Annotated in this window: 17 protein-coding genes; 7 read left to right on the top strand and 10 right to left on the bottom strand. The window is 61.4% G+C overall.

What is annotated here, in order from left to right; genetic code table 11:
* Positions 1-4 precede the first annotated feature (4 nt).
* Both FEV16_RS04355 and FEV16_RS04360 read right to left on the bottom strand, forming a co-directional pair.
* Entirely contained in the window at positions 5-418 is a 414-nt protein-coding gene (locus FEV16_RS04355) for a VOC family protein (RefSeq protein ID WP_138166329.1), read from the bottom strand.
* Positions 418-1,416 (bottom strand): small ribosomal subunit Rsm22 family protein, encoded by a 999-nt coding sequence (locus FEV16_RS04360; protein ID WP_138166330.1) that lies wholly within the window; start codon positions 1,414-1,416, stop codon positions 418-420. The genes FEV16_RS04355 and FEV16_RS04360 overlap by 1 nt, the downstream gene beginning before the upstream one ends.
* 108 nt (positions 1,417-1,524) lie before the next feature.
* On the opposite strand from FEV16_RS04360, the gene leuC reads away from it, so the two are divergent.
* Positions 1,525-2,940 (top strand): 3-isopropylmalate dehydratase large subunit, encoded by a 1,416-nt coding sequence (gene leuC / locus FEV16_RS04365; RefSeq protein ID WP_138166331.1) that lies wholly within the window; start codon positions 1,525-1,527, stop codon positions 2,938-2,940.
* 37 nt (positions 2,941-2,977) lie between these two features.
* On the opposite strand, the gene FEV16_RS04370 is transcribed toward leuC, so the two are convergent.
* On the bottom strand, positions 2,978-3,256 hold the full coding sequence (locus FEV16_RS04370; protein WP_138166332.1) for a hypothetical protein: 279 nt from the start codon (positions 3,254-3,256) through the stop codon (positions 2,978-2,980).
* Positions 3,257-3,352: 96 nt separating this feature from the next.
* Here FEV16_RS04370 and FEV16_RS04375 point away from each other — a divergent pair, with 96 nt between their 5' ends.
* Positions 3,353-3,766: a metallopeptidase family protein gene (locus FEV16_RS04375; protein ID WP_138166333.1), complete on the top strand. Its 414-nt coding sequence runs from the start codon at positions 3,353-3,355 to the stop codon at positions 3,764-3,766.
* Positions 3,767-3,769: 3 nt separating this feature from the next.
* On the opposite strand, the gene FEV16_RS04380 is transcribed toward FEV16_RS04375, so the two are convergent.
* From FEV16_RS04380 to FEV16_RS04390, 3 genes are all read right to left on the bottom strand, one after another.
* Positions 3,770-3,907 carry a hypothetical protein gene (locus FEV16_RS04380; RefSeq protein WP_348639965.1) on the bottom strand — a complete coding sequence of 46 codons (138 nt, stop codon included), beginning with the start codon at positions 3,905-3,907 and terminating at the stop codon, positions 3,770-3,772.
* 73 nt (positions 3,908-3,980) lie between these two features.
* Positions 3,981-6,416: a TonB-dependent siderophore receptor gene (locus tag FEV16_RS04385; protein WP_138166334.1), complete on the bottom strand. Its 2,436-nt coding sequence runs from the start codon at positions 6,414-6,416 to the stop codon at positions 3,981-3,983.
* A 430-nt stretch (positions 6,417-6,846) separates the two neighbouring features.
* Positions 6,847-7,209 (bottom strand): hypothetical protein, encoded by a 363-nt coding sequence (locus FEV16_RS04390; RefSeq protein ID WP_138166335.1) that lies wholly within the window; start codon positions 7,207-7,209, stop codon positions 6,847-6,849.
* A gap of 117 nt (positions 7,210-7,326) precedes the next feature.
* Here FEV16_RS04390 and FEV16_RS04395 point away from each other — a divergent pair, with 117 nt between their 5' ends.
* Entirely contained in the window at positions 7,327-8,835 is a 1,509-nt protein-coding gene (locus FEV16_RS04395; RefSeq protein ID WP_138166336.1) for an AMP-binding protein, read from the top strand.
* A gap of 89 nt (positions 8,836-8,924) precedes the next feature.
* On the opposite strand, the gene FEV16_RS04400 is transcribed toward FEV16_RS04395, so the two are convergent.
* Positions 8,925-9,401 (bottom strand): integration host factor subunit alpha, encoded by a 477-nt coding sequence (locus FEV16_RS04400; protein ID WP_138166337.1) that lies wholly within the window; start codon positions 9,399-9,401, stop codon positions 8,925-8,927.
* A gap of 537 nt (positions 9,402-9,938) precedes the next feature.
* Here FEV16_RS04400 and FEV16_RS04405 point away from each other — a divergent pair.
* Positions 9,939-10,232, top strand: a complete 294-nt coding sequence (locus FEV16_RS04405) for a hypothetical protein (RefSeq protein ID WP_138166338.1) — start codon at positions 9,939-9,941, stop codon at positions 10,230-10,232.
* 99 nt (positions 10,233-10,331) lie between these two features.
* Here the strand turns inward: FEV16_RS04405 and FEV16_RS04410 are convergent, their stop codons facing one another.
* Positions 10,332-10,718: an AprI/Inh family metalloprotease inhibitor gene (locus tag FEV16_RS04410; protein ID WP_138166493.1), complete on the bottom strand. Its 387-nt coding sequence runs from the start codon at positions 10,716-10,718 to the stop codon at positions 10,332-10,334.
* Between the two features lie 180 nt (positions 10,719-10,898).
* On the opposite strand from FEV16_RS04410, the gene hemN reads away from it, so the two are divergent.
* From hemN to FEV16_RS04425, 3 genes are all read left to right on the top strand, one after another.
* The gene (gene hemN / locus FEV16_RS04415) at positions 10,899-12,245 is read left to right on the top strand and encodes an oxygen-independent coproporphyrinogen III oxidase (RefSeq protein ID WP_138166339.1); all 1,347 of its coding nucleotides are present in this window, start codon (positions 10,899-10,901) and stop codon (positions 12,243-12,245) included.
* 23 nt (positions 12,246-12,268) lie between these two features.
* Positions 12,269-12,658, top strand: coding sequence for a hypothetical protein (locus FEV16_RS04420; protein WP_138166340.1), 390 nt, complete (start codon positions 12,269-12,271; stop codon positions 12,656-12,658).
* 70 nt (positions 12,659-12,728) lie between these two features.
* On the top strand, positions 12,729-13,823 hold the full coding sequence (locus tag FEV16_RS04425; protein ID WP_138166341.1) for an AAA family ATPase: 1,095 nt from the start codon (positions 12,729-12,731) through the stop codon (positions 13,821-13,823).
* Positions 13,824-13,861: 38 nt separating this feature from the next.
* Here the strand turns inward: FEV16_RS04425 and FEV16_RS04430 are convergent, their stop codons facing one another.
* Both FEV16_RS04430 and FEV16_RS04435 read right to left on the bottom strand, forming a co-directional pair.
* Entirely contained in the window at positions 13,862-15,043 is a 1,182-nt protein-coding gene (locus tag FEV16_RS04430) for a hypothetical protein (protein ID WP_138166342.1), read from the bottom strand.
* A 236-nt stretch (positions 15,044-15,279) separates the two neighbouring features.
* Positions 15,280-15,756, bottom strand: a complete 477-nt coding sequence (locus FEV16_RS04435; RefSeq protein ID WP_246657165.1) for a hypothetical protein — start codon at positions 15,754-15,756, stop codon at positions 15,280-15,282.
* Positions 15,757-15,771 lie beyond the last annotated feature (15 nt).

Genomic DNA, 15,771 nt, shown 5'->3' on the forward strand with positions numbered 1-15,771 from the left:
TGTTTTAGCTCTCCAGTGGGGCGTTGAGTATCCAGCGGTGGCCGAAGGGGTCGCGTAAGGATGCGTAGCGCGTTCCCCAAAAGGAATTCGTCGGCGCCGTTTCGATCTTGCCGCCGAGTTTGCTGGCGCGGGCGCAGATGTCGTCGACTTCCTGCGACTTATCGTATTCCAGACTGACCGAAACGGTCGCGTGTTCGCCGGGCATCGGCACGCGGGTCTGACCGAATTCCGGAAAGACGTCGGCGAGCATCACCGACCCGCCATTGATCAGCAGTTCGCAATGGGCGATGCGCAACCCGTCGACGGAGGGCATGAGGGCGCGCTGCTTGGCGTCGAAGGCGCCGGTGTAAAAGGCGATCGCTGCGGCGGCGGGGCTGACGGTCAGATAAGGCGCGACCCTCGGACGTGGCTGTTTCATCAAATTTCCTCCGCCGGGGCGCGCAGCGGATCGCCCCAGTCCTTTCTCCGAATCTTCTCGTAGCGCGCCTTGTCACGCTTGGGAATGAATGTCTCGCGGAATGCTATACCGGCGCACAGCTTGAGCGAAATTCCCGCCTTGTTGGCGCGCGGCGGGGCGATAATGCGCGCCGACGGCGGGCGCGCGGCGAACCGTCCGACGGCGAGATAGGCGAACTTCTCGTCCTCGAAGGGCGCGGCGACGTCCTTGACCAGCCTATGCGCGCGCCGCCGGGGCAGCCGGACCGAGAAATGGCACCAGTCGTTCGCCGGCAGAGGGCAGGGCGCCTGATGGGGGCAGGGCGCGAGAATGTTTGCGCCAAGCGCGATTAATTGGTCTCGGACGACCATGAGCCTGGCATGGTCGCGTGGCGTTCCCGGCTCGATAATGACGAGCGCGCCGCTGGTTTGCGCCCAAAGCCGATCGATGACGGAAGGGAGGCCGGATTCGGCGACCTCGGTCAGCGCGTAGCCGATGACGACAAGGTCGAACGGGAATTCCGCGAGCGCGCGCGGCTCGGCGAAGTCGCATTCGATCGCCTTGATCGGCGCGGGAACGCCGCTGTCCTTCATCAGTTCGGGCGCGAGGCGCAAGAACAGCGCGCTGTGATCTAGGAGCGTGATCTCGGCGATGCCCGGCCACACGGTCGAAGCGGCGCAAGCGCCCGCGCCAAGTCCGCAGCCGACGTCGAGCATCCGCTTGGGCGCAAAATCGGGACTTTCCTCCTCGAGACGTCCAAGCGCAGTCACGGTGGCTGCGTAGGTCGCCGGCATGCGCGTCGCCGCATAGGCCAGCGCGTCGGTCTCGTCGCGGATTGTCTCGATTGTAGGCTTGCGCGACCGGTAGCGCTGCGACAGCTCATTCGCTCTTTCGCGCAGCGCGCTTTGAGAGCGGCCTTCGAGCCTCGTCTCGATCGCCGCCGCAAGCTGCGCAGGAAGCTCTGGAGAGGGCAGGCTCACCAGGGCCTCGGATGCGGACGGCGTCGCCAACTCTCTTCCATGGAGCTTGCGTTACGGGTAGAAGACCCTCAATTCAAGGGTCTTCCCGCGAGAGGAAAACGGACAAATATGGCATCCAACGCCGCGCCCCGCACGCTTTACGACAAGATCTGGGACGACCATGTGGTCGACCGCCAGGACGATGGCGCATGCCTGCTCTACATCGATCGCCACCTCGTGCATGAGGTGACGAGTCCGCAGGCGTTCGAAGGCTTGCGCATGGCGGGCCGGTCGGTGCGCGCGCCGGAACGGACTCTCGCCGTCGTCGACCATAATGTGCCGACGACCGACCGCTCGCTGCCGATCGAAGACCCCGAGAGCAAGGCGCAGGTGGAACAGCTCGCGATCAATGCAAGCGAGTTCCGTGTCGAATATTACGACGAGCACGACCGGCGCCAGGGCGTCGTGCATATCGTCGGCCCTGAGCAGGGCTTCACTCTGCCCGGCATGACGATCGTCTGCGGCGACAGCCACACATCGACCCATGGCGCCTTTGGCGCGCTCGCGCATGGCATCGGCACCTCGGAAGTCGAGCATGTGCTGGCGACCCAAACGCTGATCCAGAAGAAAGCCGCCAATATGCTGGTGCAGGTCGATGGCAAGCTCGCCGACGGCGCCACCGCGAAAGACATCATCCTCGCGATCATCGGCGAGATCGGCACTGCCGGCGGCACGGGACATGTGATCGAATATGCGGGCGAGGCGATCCGCGACCTTTCCATGGAAGGCCGCATGACCGTGTGCAACATGTCGATCGAAGGCGGCGCGCGCGCCGGCCTCGTCGCGCCGGACGAGAAAACTTTCGCCTATCTTATGGATCGCCCGAAGGGTCCGAAGGGCGAAGCCTTCGATATGGCGCGCAAATATTGGGAGACGCTCTATTCCGACGAGGGCGCGCATTTCGACAAGATCGTCAGGCTCGACGCCAGCAAGCTGCCGCCAATCGTGACCTGGGGCACTTCGCCTGAAGACGTCGCGACGATTGACGGTTTCGTGCCGACGCCCGAAAGCGCAAAGACGCCGCAAAAACGGGCGGCGATCGAACGCGCGCTCGAATACATGGGGCTAAAGGGCGGCGAGCGTATGAGCGACATCGAGATCGATCGCGTGTTCATCGGCTCCTGCACCAATGGCCGGATCGAAGACCTGCGCGCCGCGGCGAAGATGGTGGAGGGCAAGAAAGTCGCCGATCGCGTCAACGCGATGGTGGTGCCTGGCTCTGGTCTCGTGAAGGCGCAGGCGGAAGCGGAAGGCCTCGACAAAATCTTCGCCGCTGCCGGCTTTGAATGGCGTGAGCCCGGCTGCTCAATGTGCCTGGCGATGAATCCGGATAGACTGGCGCCCGGCGAGCGATGCGCCTCGACCTCCAATCGTAACTTCGAGGGTCGTCAGGGTTTTAAAGGCAGGACGCACCTCGTTTCGCCCGCGATGGCGGCGGCTGCCGCGATCGCCGGGCGTTTTGTCGACGTGCGGAACTGGCGCTGAAAGAATAGGGTCCGCTAACACGAACGCCTACGCCGGCCTAGTCGTGATCGTCCATGCCGGGGCGGTTGTCATCCCAATCACGGCCGCGGCGCCACTCGTCGTCGCTCCAGGGACGTGTGTCGCGCCATGAGGGATTTCTGCCCCAATAGCCGGGATGGTCGTTTTGATCGTCTTTCAAGTCCCGGTCGCGATCGTCCGCCTTCTGCGTGAGGGCTTCATCGCCAGGCGTGAGTCGTGCGATGGCGGGCGCCGAAATTGCGGAGTTCACGAAGCCAGCTGCGCCAAGCGCAAGCGCCGCGATCAATAGTTTGTTCATGAGAGGTCTCCTCCAACAATACCCTTGCCTGAACATTGCAGTCCGCCGATTGTTCCTGGGCAGTCGCGCGGTTTCGCGCGTCGCGACGAGCTGACTATGACGGAACAGCAATGGAGCCGGCTGAAACCGCCGACGCTCGAGGATTTCGAAGCGCTCGCTGATGCGGCCTATGCGGCTTTGCCGAACCGCTTTACGCGGCTCTGTGAAGGACTCGTCATTCGCGTCGAGGATTTTCCCGACGAGGAAACGCTCGACGACATGCAATGCGAAAGCGAGTTCGATCTATTGGGTCTCTTTCGCGGGCGCGGCTTGACGCTTGGCGCTCATCTCTCGGAGACGGGCGAGCAGCCCAACATGATCTGGCTCTATCGGCGGCCGATACTCGACTATTGGGCTGATAGCGAGGACACGCTCGAAGTAATCGTCACCCATGTGCTTGTGCATGAGATCGGCCATCATTTCGGATTGACCGACGCCGATATGGAAGAGATTGAACGGCGCGCCGGATAGGATTCAAGCGGGCGTGGGTTCCGCGAGCAGCGTTCCGATGATGGCGCCGAGCGCCATGTCATCCTCTTGTCCGAAGCCATGATGACGAATCTGGCCGTCGCAGGCGATGAGTATCGCCGTTGGCGGTTTTACGCATTTCATAGCGTGGCATGGTGACAGAAATCGGCCCGTCTTCTCGCGACAGCGAGTCACGGCGCGCCCGTAATCCCCTGGATCAAAACTTTGCGTTCAGGGTCACAAAGGCGGAACGAGGCGCTCCTGGCATGATGTTATTGTTGTTGTTGGCGGCCGCAAAATAGCGCGCGCCGAGAAGGTTCTCCACGTTGAGCTGCGCAGAGATTGCGTCGGTGATTTTCCAAAAGGCCGCCGCATCCATCCGAGCATAGCCCGGCACCACGACCGCATTGTCAATTGCAGGGTAGAATTTTGCGTTGTAGATCACGCCCGCGCCTAGTCCAAGAACGCCCGGTCGGTCGCCAAAGAACGGCGACACGTCGTATTTGTTCCAGAATGAAAATGTGTCGCGCGGGACGTTGGGCGTCACTTTTCCCGGAAAGATCAGGAAAGGGTCGGCGGGATCGGGAAAGGCGTTCGCGCTCAACACGCGACCGGACTGATGACCATAGCCCAGGGAAACCTGCCACTGATCGGTGACAAAGCCTACGAGCCCAATTTCTCCACCCCTTGTCCTGGTATTCGCGGCGACGGCGTTGAAAGCGTTGACCGTAACCGGCTGATTTGTCCGGTTGAGCTGATAGAGCGCCGCGGTGAGCAGAAGCAGCGGCGTGATCTGATATTTCATGCCGACTTCGAAATTCTGGAAGCCCTGGGGCGCCAGCGCCGCGAGCGAGGGCGTCAGCACGACGAATTGGTCGCTGGAGGCAGGCAGGAATGAGCGCGAATAAGCGCCGTAGAACGATAAGTCTTCGTTCGGTTTGACGACAAGACCGAGCCGCGGCGACAATTTGTTTGTTACATTTCGAATGGTCTGATTGATCGTATCAACGATTTCGCCCTCCGCCTGTTCTGCGGCCTGGCCGGCGGGGTCCGCGCCGGGGGGCAGCGGAAAATCAGCGCCGCGGAAGTTCAAGTCAAAACGATCAAAACGAACGCCGGCGATTACATCGATGTGTTTGGTGATCGCGATCTGGTCCTGAACATAGCCCGACGCCAGCATGAGATTTGTGTAACGGCGCTCGCGCCCGTCGCCATAGATCATCGGATAGTAAATTGTCGGCGCCAGGAAGGGCGCATCAACGGCGACGGCGCTGCCATCGCAGGTGATAGCGAAATTATTATCCGGCGTGCCAAAGCAGGAGAGATTGCGCTCGCTCGCAGACTTCTGATTTCCGACTTCCGCGCCAACTAGGAATGTGTGCTGAATCTCGGGAGTCATCTGCCAGCGGTAGATGAGATCCGTCTGGTTGAAGAGATTCCGACGCGGCGTGTTGTGGAGATAACCCTCTATCTCCATCTGGCCGCCGGGCGGACCTTCGAAGAGAAGGACATTCTCGCCGGGGAAGGTGTTCGCGTAACGCTTTTGATAATTGGCGTAGACCGTGTGGTTGCGGATTTCGAGTCCAAAATCGGTCTTGTGCTCGAAGTAAAGGTCGACCCAATTAACGTCCGCCTTCGAATAGTTGTTCTTCTTCGCCTCTGGATTGGCGTCTCCGAAGAACGTGTAGTTTGGAGTGAAGGCTGGATATCCTGGATAAGAACTGGCGAGGCCAATTGGGAACCCATCCAGATACGAGCCGAGGCCGACCGAAGGAACGCCGCGGTCATTGGTGCGCAAGTCGTGGAAATGCTCGTAGCTAAACGTAATGAAAGTATTCTGTTGTGGCTTCCAGGTGATTGTCGGATTTACGCCATAGCGTTCCAGCTGAAAGAAATTGCGGAAGCCGTATGAGTTTTCATAGAGCGCGTTCAGACGCACCGCGAGCGTATCGGAAACCGCCTGGCCGAAATCAATGGTTACGCGTTTGCGGCCGAAACTGCCGAAGCTCGTCTGGATGTCGCGGATCGTCTCGCCATCAGCCTTCTTGGTCACGCGGTTGACGATGCCGCCGCCGCCGCCGCGGCCGAAGATCAGGGCGCTTGGTCCTTTGAGTACCTCGACCGCCTTGATGTTGTACAGATCGCGGTAGTATTCCGCGTCATCGCGCACGCCGTCCCTGAAAAAGTCGGCCGAAGTGTTCTGGCCACGGATGGTGATCGCGTCCTTGTTGCCTTCGCCTCCGGTGACTGTCACGCCCGGCACGTAAGTGAGCGCCTGCTGAATGCTGAAGGAGCCTCGATCCTCTAGCTGCTGCTTGGTGAGGATCGTAATGGATTGCGGGATATCAAGGATCGGCGTGTTCGTCTTCGTCGCCGTTGAAGTGCCATGAGCCACATACCCCACAACGCCACTGGGCCCGCCCCCCAGAGTCTGACCTTGAGGCACAAAGGGCGTAGGTTCGAGTGAGGGGACGGCCGGCGCCGGAGCGGCATTGACCGCGTGCGTCGCGCGCGGCGTCGAGGAATGTGCGACGGTCTTTTTCCTTCCGCCGACATCGATCCTTGGGAGCGCCTGCTGTGCATACGCTGAAGGATCGGCGGAGAGAAAAGCGATCACGAAAATGCTGGCTCGGACGCGTTCCCAATTCTTCATGTGTGAGATCGACTTGGTTACGAGAGGCCTCAGGGCAAGAAAGTGAGCCGGTCGCCGCCAGAGTCCGACCAAATTTTCGATTGAGTATTGCCTTGAAAAACCTTCGTCAACAGCTTGAACAACACATTGGAAATCTTTTCAATTATATTGAACCTGTTGAGAAAAGAGGCGCAAAAGATCTTTTGTTTGAGTCTTTCTACGCTTGACTATGGCGCGAATGACACAATGAAGAGCCGCTATGACGACGCGAAGCAAAACCAAAAGGCCAAGTTTTGCCAGGGCGAACAGGCCGGACCACGCCTTCCGCCCGATTGACGCCGATCGGAAAGGTCAGCCGGTATTCGTCGATGAACGCTTCGAGTCTGCAATTGATCCTCCCGCGAAACGCTTGTTTCTTAGATAGCGCGTCTTTGGCTCAACAACGCTCGGATCATGTCCGTCGATCGTCGTCTTCGCCCGTTTCGCTTTGGCGTTCGAAAGCTTCCTTTTCAAACGGGATATTTCGATAGGCGGCGTCGTGATTGCGCAAACGCCATAGGTTCGCCAGATAGTCGCGAAGATAGATGAAATAGAAGCGCGCGATGCCGTGTCGATCGATCTGCTCCTGATGAATGAGCTCATGCTGAAAGAGCGTCTGTGAAACTTCCGACTCGTCGCCCTTAAAGAGGATCGTTCGTCCCACGACCATCCCCCGGTAATTTCGCGCGATGGGAAGCTTGAAGATCCAGTGACGATAGCGCACGCGCGGAGACTGGCGCGATCGATGGCTCGATAGACCTTGGCGCGACCACATCAGCGCGCTCTCCTTAATCCTCGTGAACCATAGCGGACATACGCCGCGCCGCGTGTCGGACTTGCCCCGGTATGGCGTCAAATGCAAGAAGATGGCGTGTCTTCGAATGCTTCCGCCATGCTCGAACCCGTTCCGCCGCGCTTTAATCTCGCCCGCTATTGCCTCGCCGAAAATGCGCGGCTACGGCCCGACGCAACGGCGCTAACCATTGTCGGCGACGCCGGCGCCCAGCGCTGGAGTCATGGCGAGCTCGATCTGAAAGTCCGACGCCTGGCGGCGGGCCTGCGCGACCTCGGCCTGCCGCAGGGTGCCCGCGTGATGATCCGTATGGGCAATGAGGCCAATGCGGCGCTCGCCTATTTCGCGTCGATCGCTGCCGGCTATGTGGCGCTCCTCGCATCCTCTCAGCTGACCTTCGAGGAGGCCGAGTTCATGGCGCGCGATTGCGGCGCCTCAGTGCTGGCGCTCGGCGCATCCTTCGAAAGCGAGCCGCATAGCGGCGACTTCTATGTTCTGCGCGGCGCCGATCTGGCGCGGCTCGCCGAAAGCGCGCCTATGCCCGACTACGTCGACACGGCCGCCGAAGATCCCGCCTATCTCGTTTACACCTCCGGCACGACGAGTAGGCCCAAAGGCGTGTTGCATGCTCATCGCGCCGCCTGGGGCCGCAGGCCGATGCGGGAACATTGGACGGGCCTTGGTCCTGGCGACGTGATGCTGCATGCCGGCGCAATCAATTGGACCTACACGCTTGGCGTCGGCGTCGTCGATCCGCTGTCGGCAGGAGCAAGCGCGGTCCTCTACAATGGCCATCCTGACCCTGCAGCGTGGCCGCGTCTGATCGAAACCTATCGCGCGACGATCTTCGCGGCCGTGCCCGGCGTCTTTCGGCAGATTCTCAAATATGGCGCGCCGGAGAGCGCGAATCTTTCGAGTCTGCGTCACGCGCTCTCCGCCGGCGCAGCGCTGCCCTCGAGCCTGCTCGCGGATTGGCGCGCGCGTACGGGCAAGGACATTTTCGAAGCGTTTGGCATGAGCGAAATTTCGACTTTCGTCTCCAGCGGACCGACAACGCCGGTGCGTCCGGATTCGCCCGGCAAGCCGCAGCCGGGCAGGGTGGTCGCGAACCTGCCGCAGGAGGGCGGCGAAATCCCCCTTGGGCCGGGCGAAACAGGCTTGCTCGCCGTGCGTCGTGACGACCCTGGAATGATGCTCGGCTACTGGAATCGTCCGGAGGAGGAACGCGAGTCATTTCGTGGCGAGTGGTTCGTCTCCGGCGATCTCGTCGAGTTTGACGCTGACGGCTACATGTGGCGCCACGGCCGGGCCGACGAAGTCATGAACGCTGGAGGCTATCGGGTCTCGCCCGCCGAAGTCGAGAAGCGGTTGCTTGAGATTAGCGGCGTTGTCGAGGCTGCGGCGGCGGAGCGGCCGGGCCGCGACGCAACCGCTACGATTATCAAGGCCTATGTCGTGACACGCGACGGCGCGAAGCACGACGAAGCGTCAGTCCTCGAATACTGCCGCACGCATCTTGCGGCCTACAAATGTCCGCGAGCGGTCGTGTTTCTCGACGCGCTTCCGCGCAACGCCAACGGCAAGCTCAATCGCGCCGCCCTGCCCTAAAAATAGAGGGCCCGATTGTCCGCCGGGGCGTACGGCGAACGATCGGGCCCCAGGTCCGCTCACAGGGAGGAGAGCGGACTACCGTGAATTCACGGGGCCGACGCTCTTACGAGGTCGGCGCCTGCATGTTGACGCGCAAGGCGGCCGCGGGCGCGCTTCTTGACCTTGGTCAGCGGAAGCTTGCCGTTGATGGCGGCTTTCATATTCGGCGACGCCTTGAAGGTGATGACGCGGCGCGCTTCGATCGGCACAGGCTCGCCAGTGCGTGGATTGCGACCGGCGCGCTCGCGTTTCGTTCGCACCAGGAAAGACCCGAAGTCGTGCAGCTTGAGCGACTCGCCGGACGCGAGCGTCGCCGCCATCTCCTCGAGCACAAGGTCGGTCAGGCGCTTGGCTTCCCTGCGGGACATGCCTTCGATCCTGCGATGGATGGCCAGCGCAATGTCCTCGCGCGTGAGAGTCCCGCGCGAACCGCCTTCTTGCGACGACGCTTCATGTTCGACGTCCTCGCCATTGGCGCATGCGACGAAGGGCTTCATCATTTCTTTTGGGTTGGCGATCGACATTAGCGCTCTAATCCCCAGTTTTTGGCCGAAGCGGAGCCTTGACTTACCGCTTGCCGGCGAAGGGATTGCGCGAACTTGCGTCGGAGCCTGCTTGCTCCGGAGCGCCCAGCGTGGCCGAAAGCGCAATGCGCATAAGCTTCGACGACATCCGCGCGTTCCAATTTGACGCAAACTAGCGCAATATCACGTTATTCTGCAGATTGCGTGCTAACGCCGGCCATCTGGCCGCTCCTCAGCTGAAGGCAGGTTGCACACTGTTTTTTCGGGAAATTGGTCCGCCGGGCAGGTTAAAGAAATATTCGTGAGGTGTCCCTTTTTGGGACGTCCCAGGTAAGAAAATGATTGATTTGGACGAATATGATACGCGTTCGGGCGGCGCCGCCAGAATGTAAACAGGTAAAATCAATTGCCGTGCCGTTGCCGCAAAGCTGACTGACGGATGAATGCCGCGGCCATGTCCAGTTCAGACGGCTTGCGCCATGTTATGCGGGTTAAGCGCAGGGAGACGACCGGCGTTTCCGGGGATCGGAGCTAGACATGTCGCGACAGCCTTTCGCCCTCGCTTTCATTCTGGCGCTCACGGCCCTTACGGCCGCGGCGTGGGAAGACGAGGGGCGTCGCAGCTGCGCTCCCTGTCGAAGCGAAAGCTTTGGTCACGGCTATGACCCTTTCGACGATGGCACGGAGGCATGGTTTGCGCCTAACGTCGGTTCCTGGCCCGATCACTCCGACGCTTATTATGGATACGGCGAGTGCCGTTTCCTACGGGAGCCTATTCCTGGTCAGCGGGGCGAGGTCGTCGACTATCGCCGGGTACGAGTCTGCAATTAGTCGACGATCGCGTCACGCTATCCGTCGCCGGCACCCCGCCCCTCTCGCACGGCGACGGGCGTAGAGCCTCCCGGAGCAATCCGGGAGGCTTTTTTCTCGTTATAGCGGCTTGAGACCGAGCGCCTTTCCTTCCTTGGCGTCGCGTCGCCAGACGCCGGAGGCGTCCTTGTCGAAGTGCGCCTTGTGCCCCTTGCGGGCGGTGAGCACGAGACGTCCCCGATCGAGTCCCCAGCCGATCGGATCAAAAATGACGACGCCATTGTCGCGGCAGGCCGGAGCGAGTTGCGCTTTCAATCCGGCGCGGCCGCGCACGCGCGAGTCGAGCGTCAGCATGCAGCCCGTGTCCTTGTCTCCTTCGCGGAGAATTGAATAGCGGCCGCCGGCATCCGTCGCCCCGGCGGCAAGCGCGAGCGGCGCGGAGACGCTCGCAGCGGCGATAAGGCAGAACCCCAGCAAGTGCGGCCGTCGCCAGAAAAACATCGCCATTTGCGCCATTACTCCCCACTCGTTGTGAAATCGGGCGCAGTTTGCCTTTTTCGCGGCCACCGGCCAAGCCGATTTCGCGAGAGGCCCGCGTCAAAGTGCGGCAGGTGTCGCTTTTGCGCGGCAAGCGGCGTCGCGCTATCAATTTGAGCCACGCCGCGAGGCGGCGAGGGAGTCAAAAGAATGGACCCAGCGTCGCTGGCTTTGGCTGAACGATCCGCGCCGCGCTACACGAGCTACCCCACCGCGCCGCATTTTTCCAAGTCAATTGGCGATGGCGAGACGCGGATGTGGCTCATGAGTCTCGACCCGCATGCGTCGCTCTCCCTCTACTTCCACGTGCCGTTCTGCACGGCGATCTGCGCTTACTGCGGTTGTCACACCAAGGCCGTGCGCCAGGACGCGCCGCTTGAGTCGTACGCGCAGACGCTCAAGCGCGAAATCGTTCTAATGGCCGATGCGACGCGCGCACGGCACATCACGAGCATCCATTGGGGCGGCGGCACGCCTGGCATTCTTGGGCCTTTACGTTTCACGGCGATCGTTTCAGTTCTGCGTGACCATTTCGAACTTTCCGACGAGACGGAGCACGCGATCGAACTCGATCCGCGCATTCTGAACGCCGACCTCGTCGAGGCGCTTGCCGCCGTCGGAGTCAACCGCGCCTCGCTTGGCGTGCAGGACCTCAACGCGCATGTGCAGGAGGCGTCAGGCCGTATACAGCCCTATGAGACGGTGGCGCGCGCCGTGACATTGCTGCGCGGCGCCGGGATCACGGCGATCAATTTCGATCTGATGTACGGACTGCCGAAGCAGAGCGTCGAAGACGCAGCGCGCACCGCCTCGCTTGCCGCGTCGCTCGACCCGCAGAGGCTCGCAGTCTTTGGCTATGCGCATGTGCCCTGGTTCAAATCGCACCAGAAGCTGATTGACGCGGCCGCGCTGCCCGGCGCCGGCGAGCGGCTAGCGCAGGCGGCCGCCGTGCGCGATACGCTCGAAGACGCAGGTTTCGAGGCGATCGGGCTCGATCATTTCGCGCGCCCGGACGATCCGCTGGCGATCGCCGCGCGCGAAAAGCGCATGCGCCGAAATTTTCAAGGATACACGATCGACGCGGCCGATGCGCTGTTGCCGTTTGGCGTCTCGTCGATCGGGCGTCTTCCGCAAGGATACGTCGGCAACGCGACCGATCTCGCGGGCTGGCGGCGTGCGATAGAATCAGGACGTTTCGCCACGACGCGCGGCGTCGAATGCTCGCGCGAAGATATCGCCCGCGCCGATCTTATCGAACGGCTGATGTGCGATTTCGAGGTCGACTATGGCGCCCTAGCTGTGCGCCACGGCTATGCGGAAGATTTTTTTGACGCGGCCCAGTCGTCGCTCGACGCGCTGTGGAACGACCGCGTCGTCAACATGGAAGGACGGCAGGTACACGTCACCGAACGCGGAAAGCCTTTCGTTCGGCTTGTCGCCGCCGCTTTTGACGCTTACTTGCAGACTTCGCCAGCCCGCCATTCCTCGGCGGTATAAAGCCGTTCCGCAAGGAGGCGTTGATGACGCCGCTAACTCTTTTTCTTGCAAAGCTGATCGGCGCTTACGCTCTGATCATGTCCGCCTGGATGCTGGTCCGCAGGGACGTGGCGCTGCAGATGATCGAGAGCATCTCGCGCGAGCCGGTCGCCATCGCTTTTATCGGTATGATACGGCTTGCGATTGGACTTGCTATCGTGATCGGACATGACATTTGGAGCGATGCCGCCGCGGCGCTCGTTTCGCTTGTCGGCTGGCTCACGCTGATTAGCGGCGTGTTGACGCTATTTTTGCCGCCACAGACCGTGCGTGATATCTTCTCTAAGATGGGCTACGAGAAGCGCTATCCAGTTTTCGCGCTCGTGTCCTTTGCGCTTGGCGGCGCGCTGTTGATCGCGGGCTTCAGCGCCTAACGTAAATATTGGCGCTTGTTCGTTGGCGGCGCCTCCGCCATCGTGACGTCTCGATTCGACTCCGCAGCCCATGCCTCTCTGGACGCCCGAACAGGATCAAGCGCTGATCGCCGTCGCGCGCTGGCTCCAAACGCCCGGCGCGCCCCAGGTGTTTCGCCTTTTCGGCTTCGCTGGAACCGGCAAATCGACGCTTGCGCGCCATCTCGCTGAACAAGTTGACGGCGACGTCGCCTTTGCGGCCTTCACCGGCAAGGCGGCGCTGGTCATGCGCTCCAAGGGATGCAAGGACGCGCGCACGATACACAGTCTCATCTATCGCGCGACCGATACGGAGACCGAAGAGCCTTCCTTCGTTCTCAACGACGACAGCGACGCGGCGCATGCGAAGCTCATCGTCATCGACGAATGTTCGATGGTCGACGAAGAGCTCGGCCGCGATCTTCTCTCCTTCGGCAGAAAAGTTCTCGTGCTCGGCGATCCGGCGCAATTGCCGCCAGTCAAAGGCGGGGGCTTCTTCACCGAAGCCGAGCCTGACGTGATGCTGAGAGAAGTGCATCGTCAGGCGGCGGACAATCCAATTATTCGCCTTTCAATGGCGATCCGCACAGGCGTGGGCGTTGAGCAGGGCGTCTTTGGAGAGACGCGAGTCGTCCGCCGCGACTCGCTCGATCCCGCGCTCGTCACCGGCGCAGACCAGGTGCTGGTCGGATTGAATAAGACCAGGCGCGCCTATAACGCGCGCCTGCGTGAGCTGCGCGGCTTTACCAGCGACTTGCCGCAGTCTGGCGAGAAGCTCGTCTGCTTGCGCAACAATCGCAAGAAGGGGCTTTTAAACGGCGCGTTGTTTACGGTGAAGAGCGCCGGCGCACTGCGCCGCGGCAAGGTCAGAATGCTCGTGACGCCGGAAGAAGGCGAAGGCGTAAAGTTTCAGCGCGTCGCGGTCATTCCGCAATTATTCGGCGCCGAAAGCGACGTGCCGTATGCGTTGCGCAAGGACTCAGATGAGTTCGATTTTGGCTATGCGCTCACCGTGCACAAAGCCCAGGGCTCGCAATGGGACGACGTGACGCTTTTCGACGAATCCTTCGCTTTCCGCGAGCATCGGGCGCGATGGCTTTATACGGGCGTGACTCGGGCGGCGAAGAAACTGACGCTGGTCATGTGATGAATTCGTCGCCACAAACCTAAAGCGGGCTTTAGGATTTACTTCCCCCACGCGTCGATAGCGTCGGCGAAAACGCGTTCGCCGGACGGGCCTTTTTCCATATTGATCGTCGCTGCGCGCCCATCGGCGAGCTGCATCGGCAGATCAATAGCCATCAGCGACCGCAACAAGAGAAGATTGCGCGACTCGCGGTCGCCGCGCATCAGACCGATGAGAAAATTGTTCTCGGTGATTGGCACGGGAATCCCGGCGACCTTTTCCCCCGACTGCGCATCGGAGCGGCGCATTTGAATGGGACCGATCGCTTTAACGCCGCCGATTGGACTGCCGGGCGCAACCTTGAACGACACGTTGATGGTATGCGAGGCGGAAAGCGTCGCGTCGGTGTTCTTGCGAAACAGCAGCGTCATCTTCAGTTTCGCGTCGGGGATATCGATGTCGCCGCGGATTGCCGATCCCACGGGTTCGCCAGGTCCGCCGACGTTCTCAAGCCGCCAGACGGCGGAACCGTTGTAGATCCTGTCGACTTTTGTGGGTTCAGTGAGTGAGCCGACCCACATTTCCGCCTTTTGCGCCACAGGCACGGCCGGAGCGCGCGGGGGCGGCGTTTTGACCGTTTCCCCTCCGGCGCCCACGCGATCGTCGATTTTCCCGGCTTCAGGTCCGCTGGCGCTCGACTGCTCCGGTTTCAGCTTCTCCAAATCTTCCGGCCGTTCACGCAGTTGCCAGGCAAGCGTTCCCACGACTGCGACAAGCGCGACGACGACGCCGGCGATCGAAAACATGAGGCGCTTCGAGCGCTGCGGTTTCGGCGCGGGCGGCAACGGCGCCGGAGGCCTTTGCGGTTCGCGGGGCAAGGCCTCTTCTTCGCCTGCGGCGTGGGAAGACGGCGTCTTTCGCCAAGATTCGTCTTCGTCTTCGATTGTGGCGCGCGCGGCGGGTTTGGCGGTTCTCGCGAGCTGTTGGGCGCGTTGCGTTGTGGTTTGCGGTCGCGGCGCATGCGCGTCCTTTGCAGCGTGCTCGGTCTCGACTCGCTTGATTGCTTCTTCCAGAGCGCGACCTTCTGCGGCGATATCGGCTTCTGCGACCGGCGGCTGGATGCCGCGCAATTGATTGAACAGCGCTTTGCGGGCGCGTTCATAAACCGTCTGGCGCGTGTCAGGCGTCGACTGCGGCAGAGCGGCGACCGCCCTGGCGATCAGAGAATGGTAGTCTGCCATGTCAGGTTATGAGCATTTCCGGCTTTGGGCGTCAATCCTGGCTCCCTTCAGAGTCCAAGAAAATCAGGGGATTTTGGGGCGCCAAGCATTGGCGTGAGGAACGTCGCATTCATGCGACCCGCTCGAAATGGCGCTCGCGTGCTGGGACGAACAATCGCAACATTGCCACATCGTCGATGCTTTCGACGCCCGTGGGCTTAGCTTCGGCGAATTGTGCGTTCCGAACGCGCCATCTACTAAGCGCGCGCCGCAATGCGCCAGTAGATCGCTCCGGCCACTGCGCCGGTGAGAAAGAACAATAGCGCGATCCGCAATTCGAGCGGGCTCGCTTCGCGAGCGCGATCGAGACCCATTGCGGCGCGAGCGATCCATGGCGATGCGCCTGCAAGCGTCGCGCTCACACCGGAATACCAGATAAGCGAGCGTGCGCCGGCAATCGCTCCAATCAAGGCGGCGACGGCGAGGGGCGCCGCACAAGTGGCGATAATGATCGCCCAAACGATGAAGCCGAATGTCGAGAAAGGATCGTTCAATCCGGCCTCGGGCACATCCTGTTCGAGGAAGGCGAATAGGCCGCCCATCGCGGCCGAGAAGCCCGCTTCCCGCGTTGCAGGGTCGAAAAGCGCGGAAATGAAAAGAAAGATGGCGCCGACGCCGACCGCGATAAGGAAGCCGAAAACCATGACAACGATGCGGCGAATCACGAAAGCCACCTTGAAGGGAACGCC

The organism is Methylocystis sp. B8 (assembly GCF_005771425.1).
GTDB lineage: Bacteria > Pseudomonadota > Alphaproteobacteria > Rhizobiales > Beijerinckiaceae > Methylocystis.

Excerpts from the sequence above, each read along its gene's own strand:
- FEV16_RS04405 (WP_138166338.1), top strand. The coding sequence starts at position 9,939 with ATGTCGCGACAGCCTTTCGCCCTCGCTTTCATTCTGGCGCTCACGGCC.
- FEV16_RS04390 (WP_138166335.1), bottom strand. The coding sequence starts at position 7,209 with ATGTGGTCGCGCCAAGGTCTATCGAGCCATCGATCGCGCCAGTCTCCG.
- FEV16_RS04370 (WP_138166332.1), bottom strand. The coding sequence starts at position 3,256 with ATGAACAAACTATTGATCGCGGCGCTTGCGCTTGGCGCAGCTGGCTTC.
- FEV16_RS04380 (WP_348639965.1), bottom strand. The coding sequence starts at position 3,907 with ATGAAATGCGTAAAACCGCCAACGGCGATACTCATCGCCTGCGACGGC.
- FEV16_RS04430 (WP_138166342.1), bottom strand. The coding sequence starts at position 15,043 with ATGGCAGACTACCATTCTCTGATCGCCAGGGCGGTCGCCGCTCTGCCG.
- leuC (WP_138166331.1), top strand. The coding sequence starts at position 1,525 with ATGGCATCCAACGCCGCGCCCCGCACGCTTTACGACAAGATCTGGGAC.
- FEV16_RS04355 (WP_138166329.1), bottom strand. The coding sequence starts at position 418 with ATGAAACAGCCACGTCCGAGGGTCGCGCCTTATCTGACCGTCAGCCCC.
- FEV16_RS04385 (WP_138166334.1), bottom strand. The coding sequence starts at position 6,416 with ATGAAGAATTGGGAACGCGTCCGAGCCAGCATTTTCGTGATCGCTTTT.
- hemN (WP_138166339.1), top strand. The coding sequence starts at position 10,899 with ATGGACCCAGCGTCGCTGGCTTTGGCTGAACGATCCGCGCCGCGCTAC.
- FEV16_RS04420 (WP_138166340.1), top strand. The coding sequence starts at position 12,269 with ATGACGCCGCTAACTCTTTTTCTTGCAAAGCTGATCGGCGCTTACGCT.
- FEV16_RS04395 (WP_138166336.1), top strand. The coding sequence starts at position 7,327 with ATGCTCGAACCCGTTCCGCCGCGCTTTAATCTCGCCCGCTATTGCCTC.
- FEV16_RS04400 (WP_138166337.1), bottom strand. The coding sequence starts at position 9,401 with ATGTCGATCGCCAACCCAAAAGAAATGATGAAGCCCTTCGTCGCATGC.
- FEV16_RS04375 (WP_138166333.1), top strand. The coding sequence starts at position 3,353 with ATGACGGAACAGCAATGGAGCCGGCTGAAACCGCCGACGCTCGAGGAT.
- FEV16_RS04410 (WP_138166493.1), bottom strand. The coding sequence starts at position 10,718 with ATGGCGATGTTTTTCTGGCGACGGCCGCACTTGCTGGGGTTCTGCCTT.
- FEV16_RS04425 (WP_138166341.1), top strand. The coding sequence starts at position 12,729 with ATGCCTCTCTGGACGCCCGAACAGGATCAAGCGCTGATCGCCGTCGCG.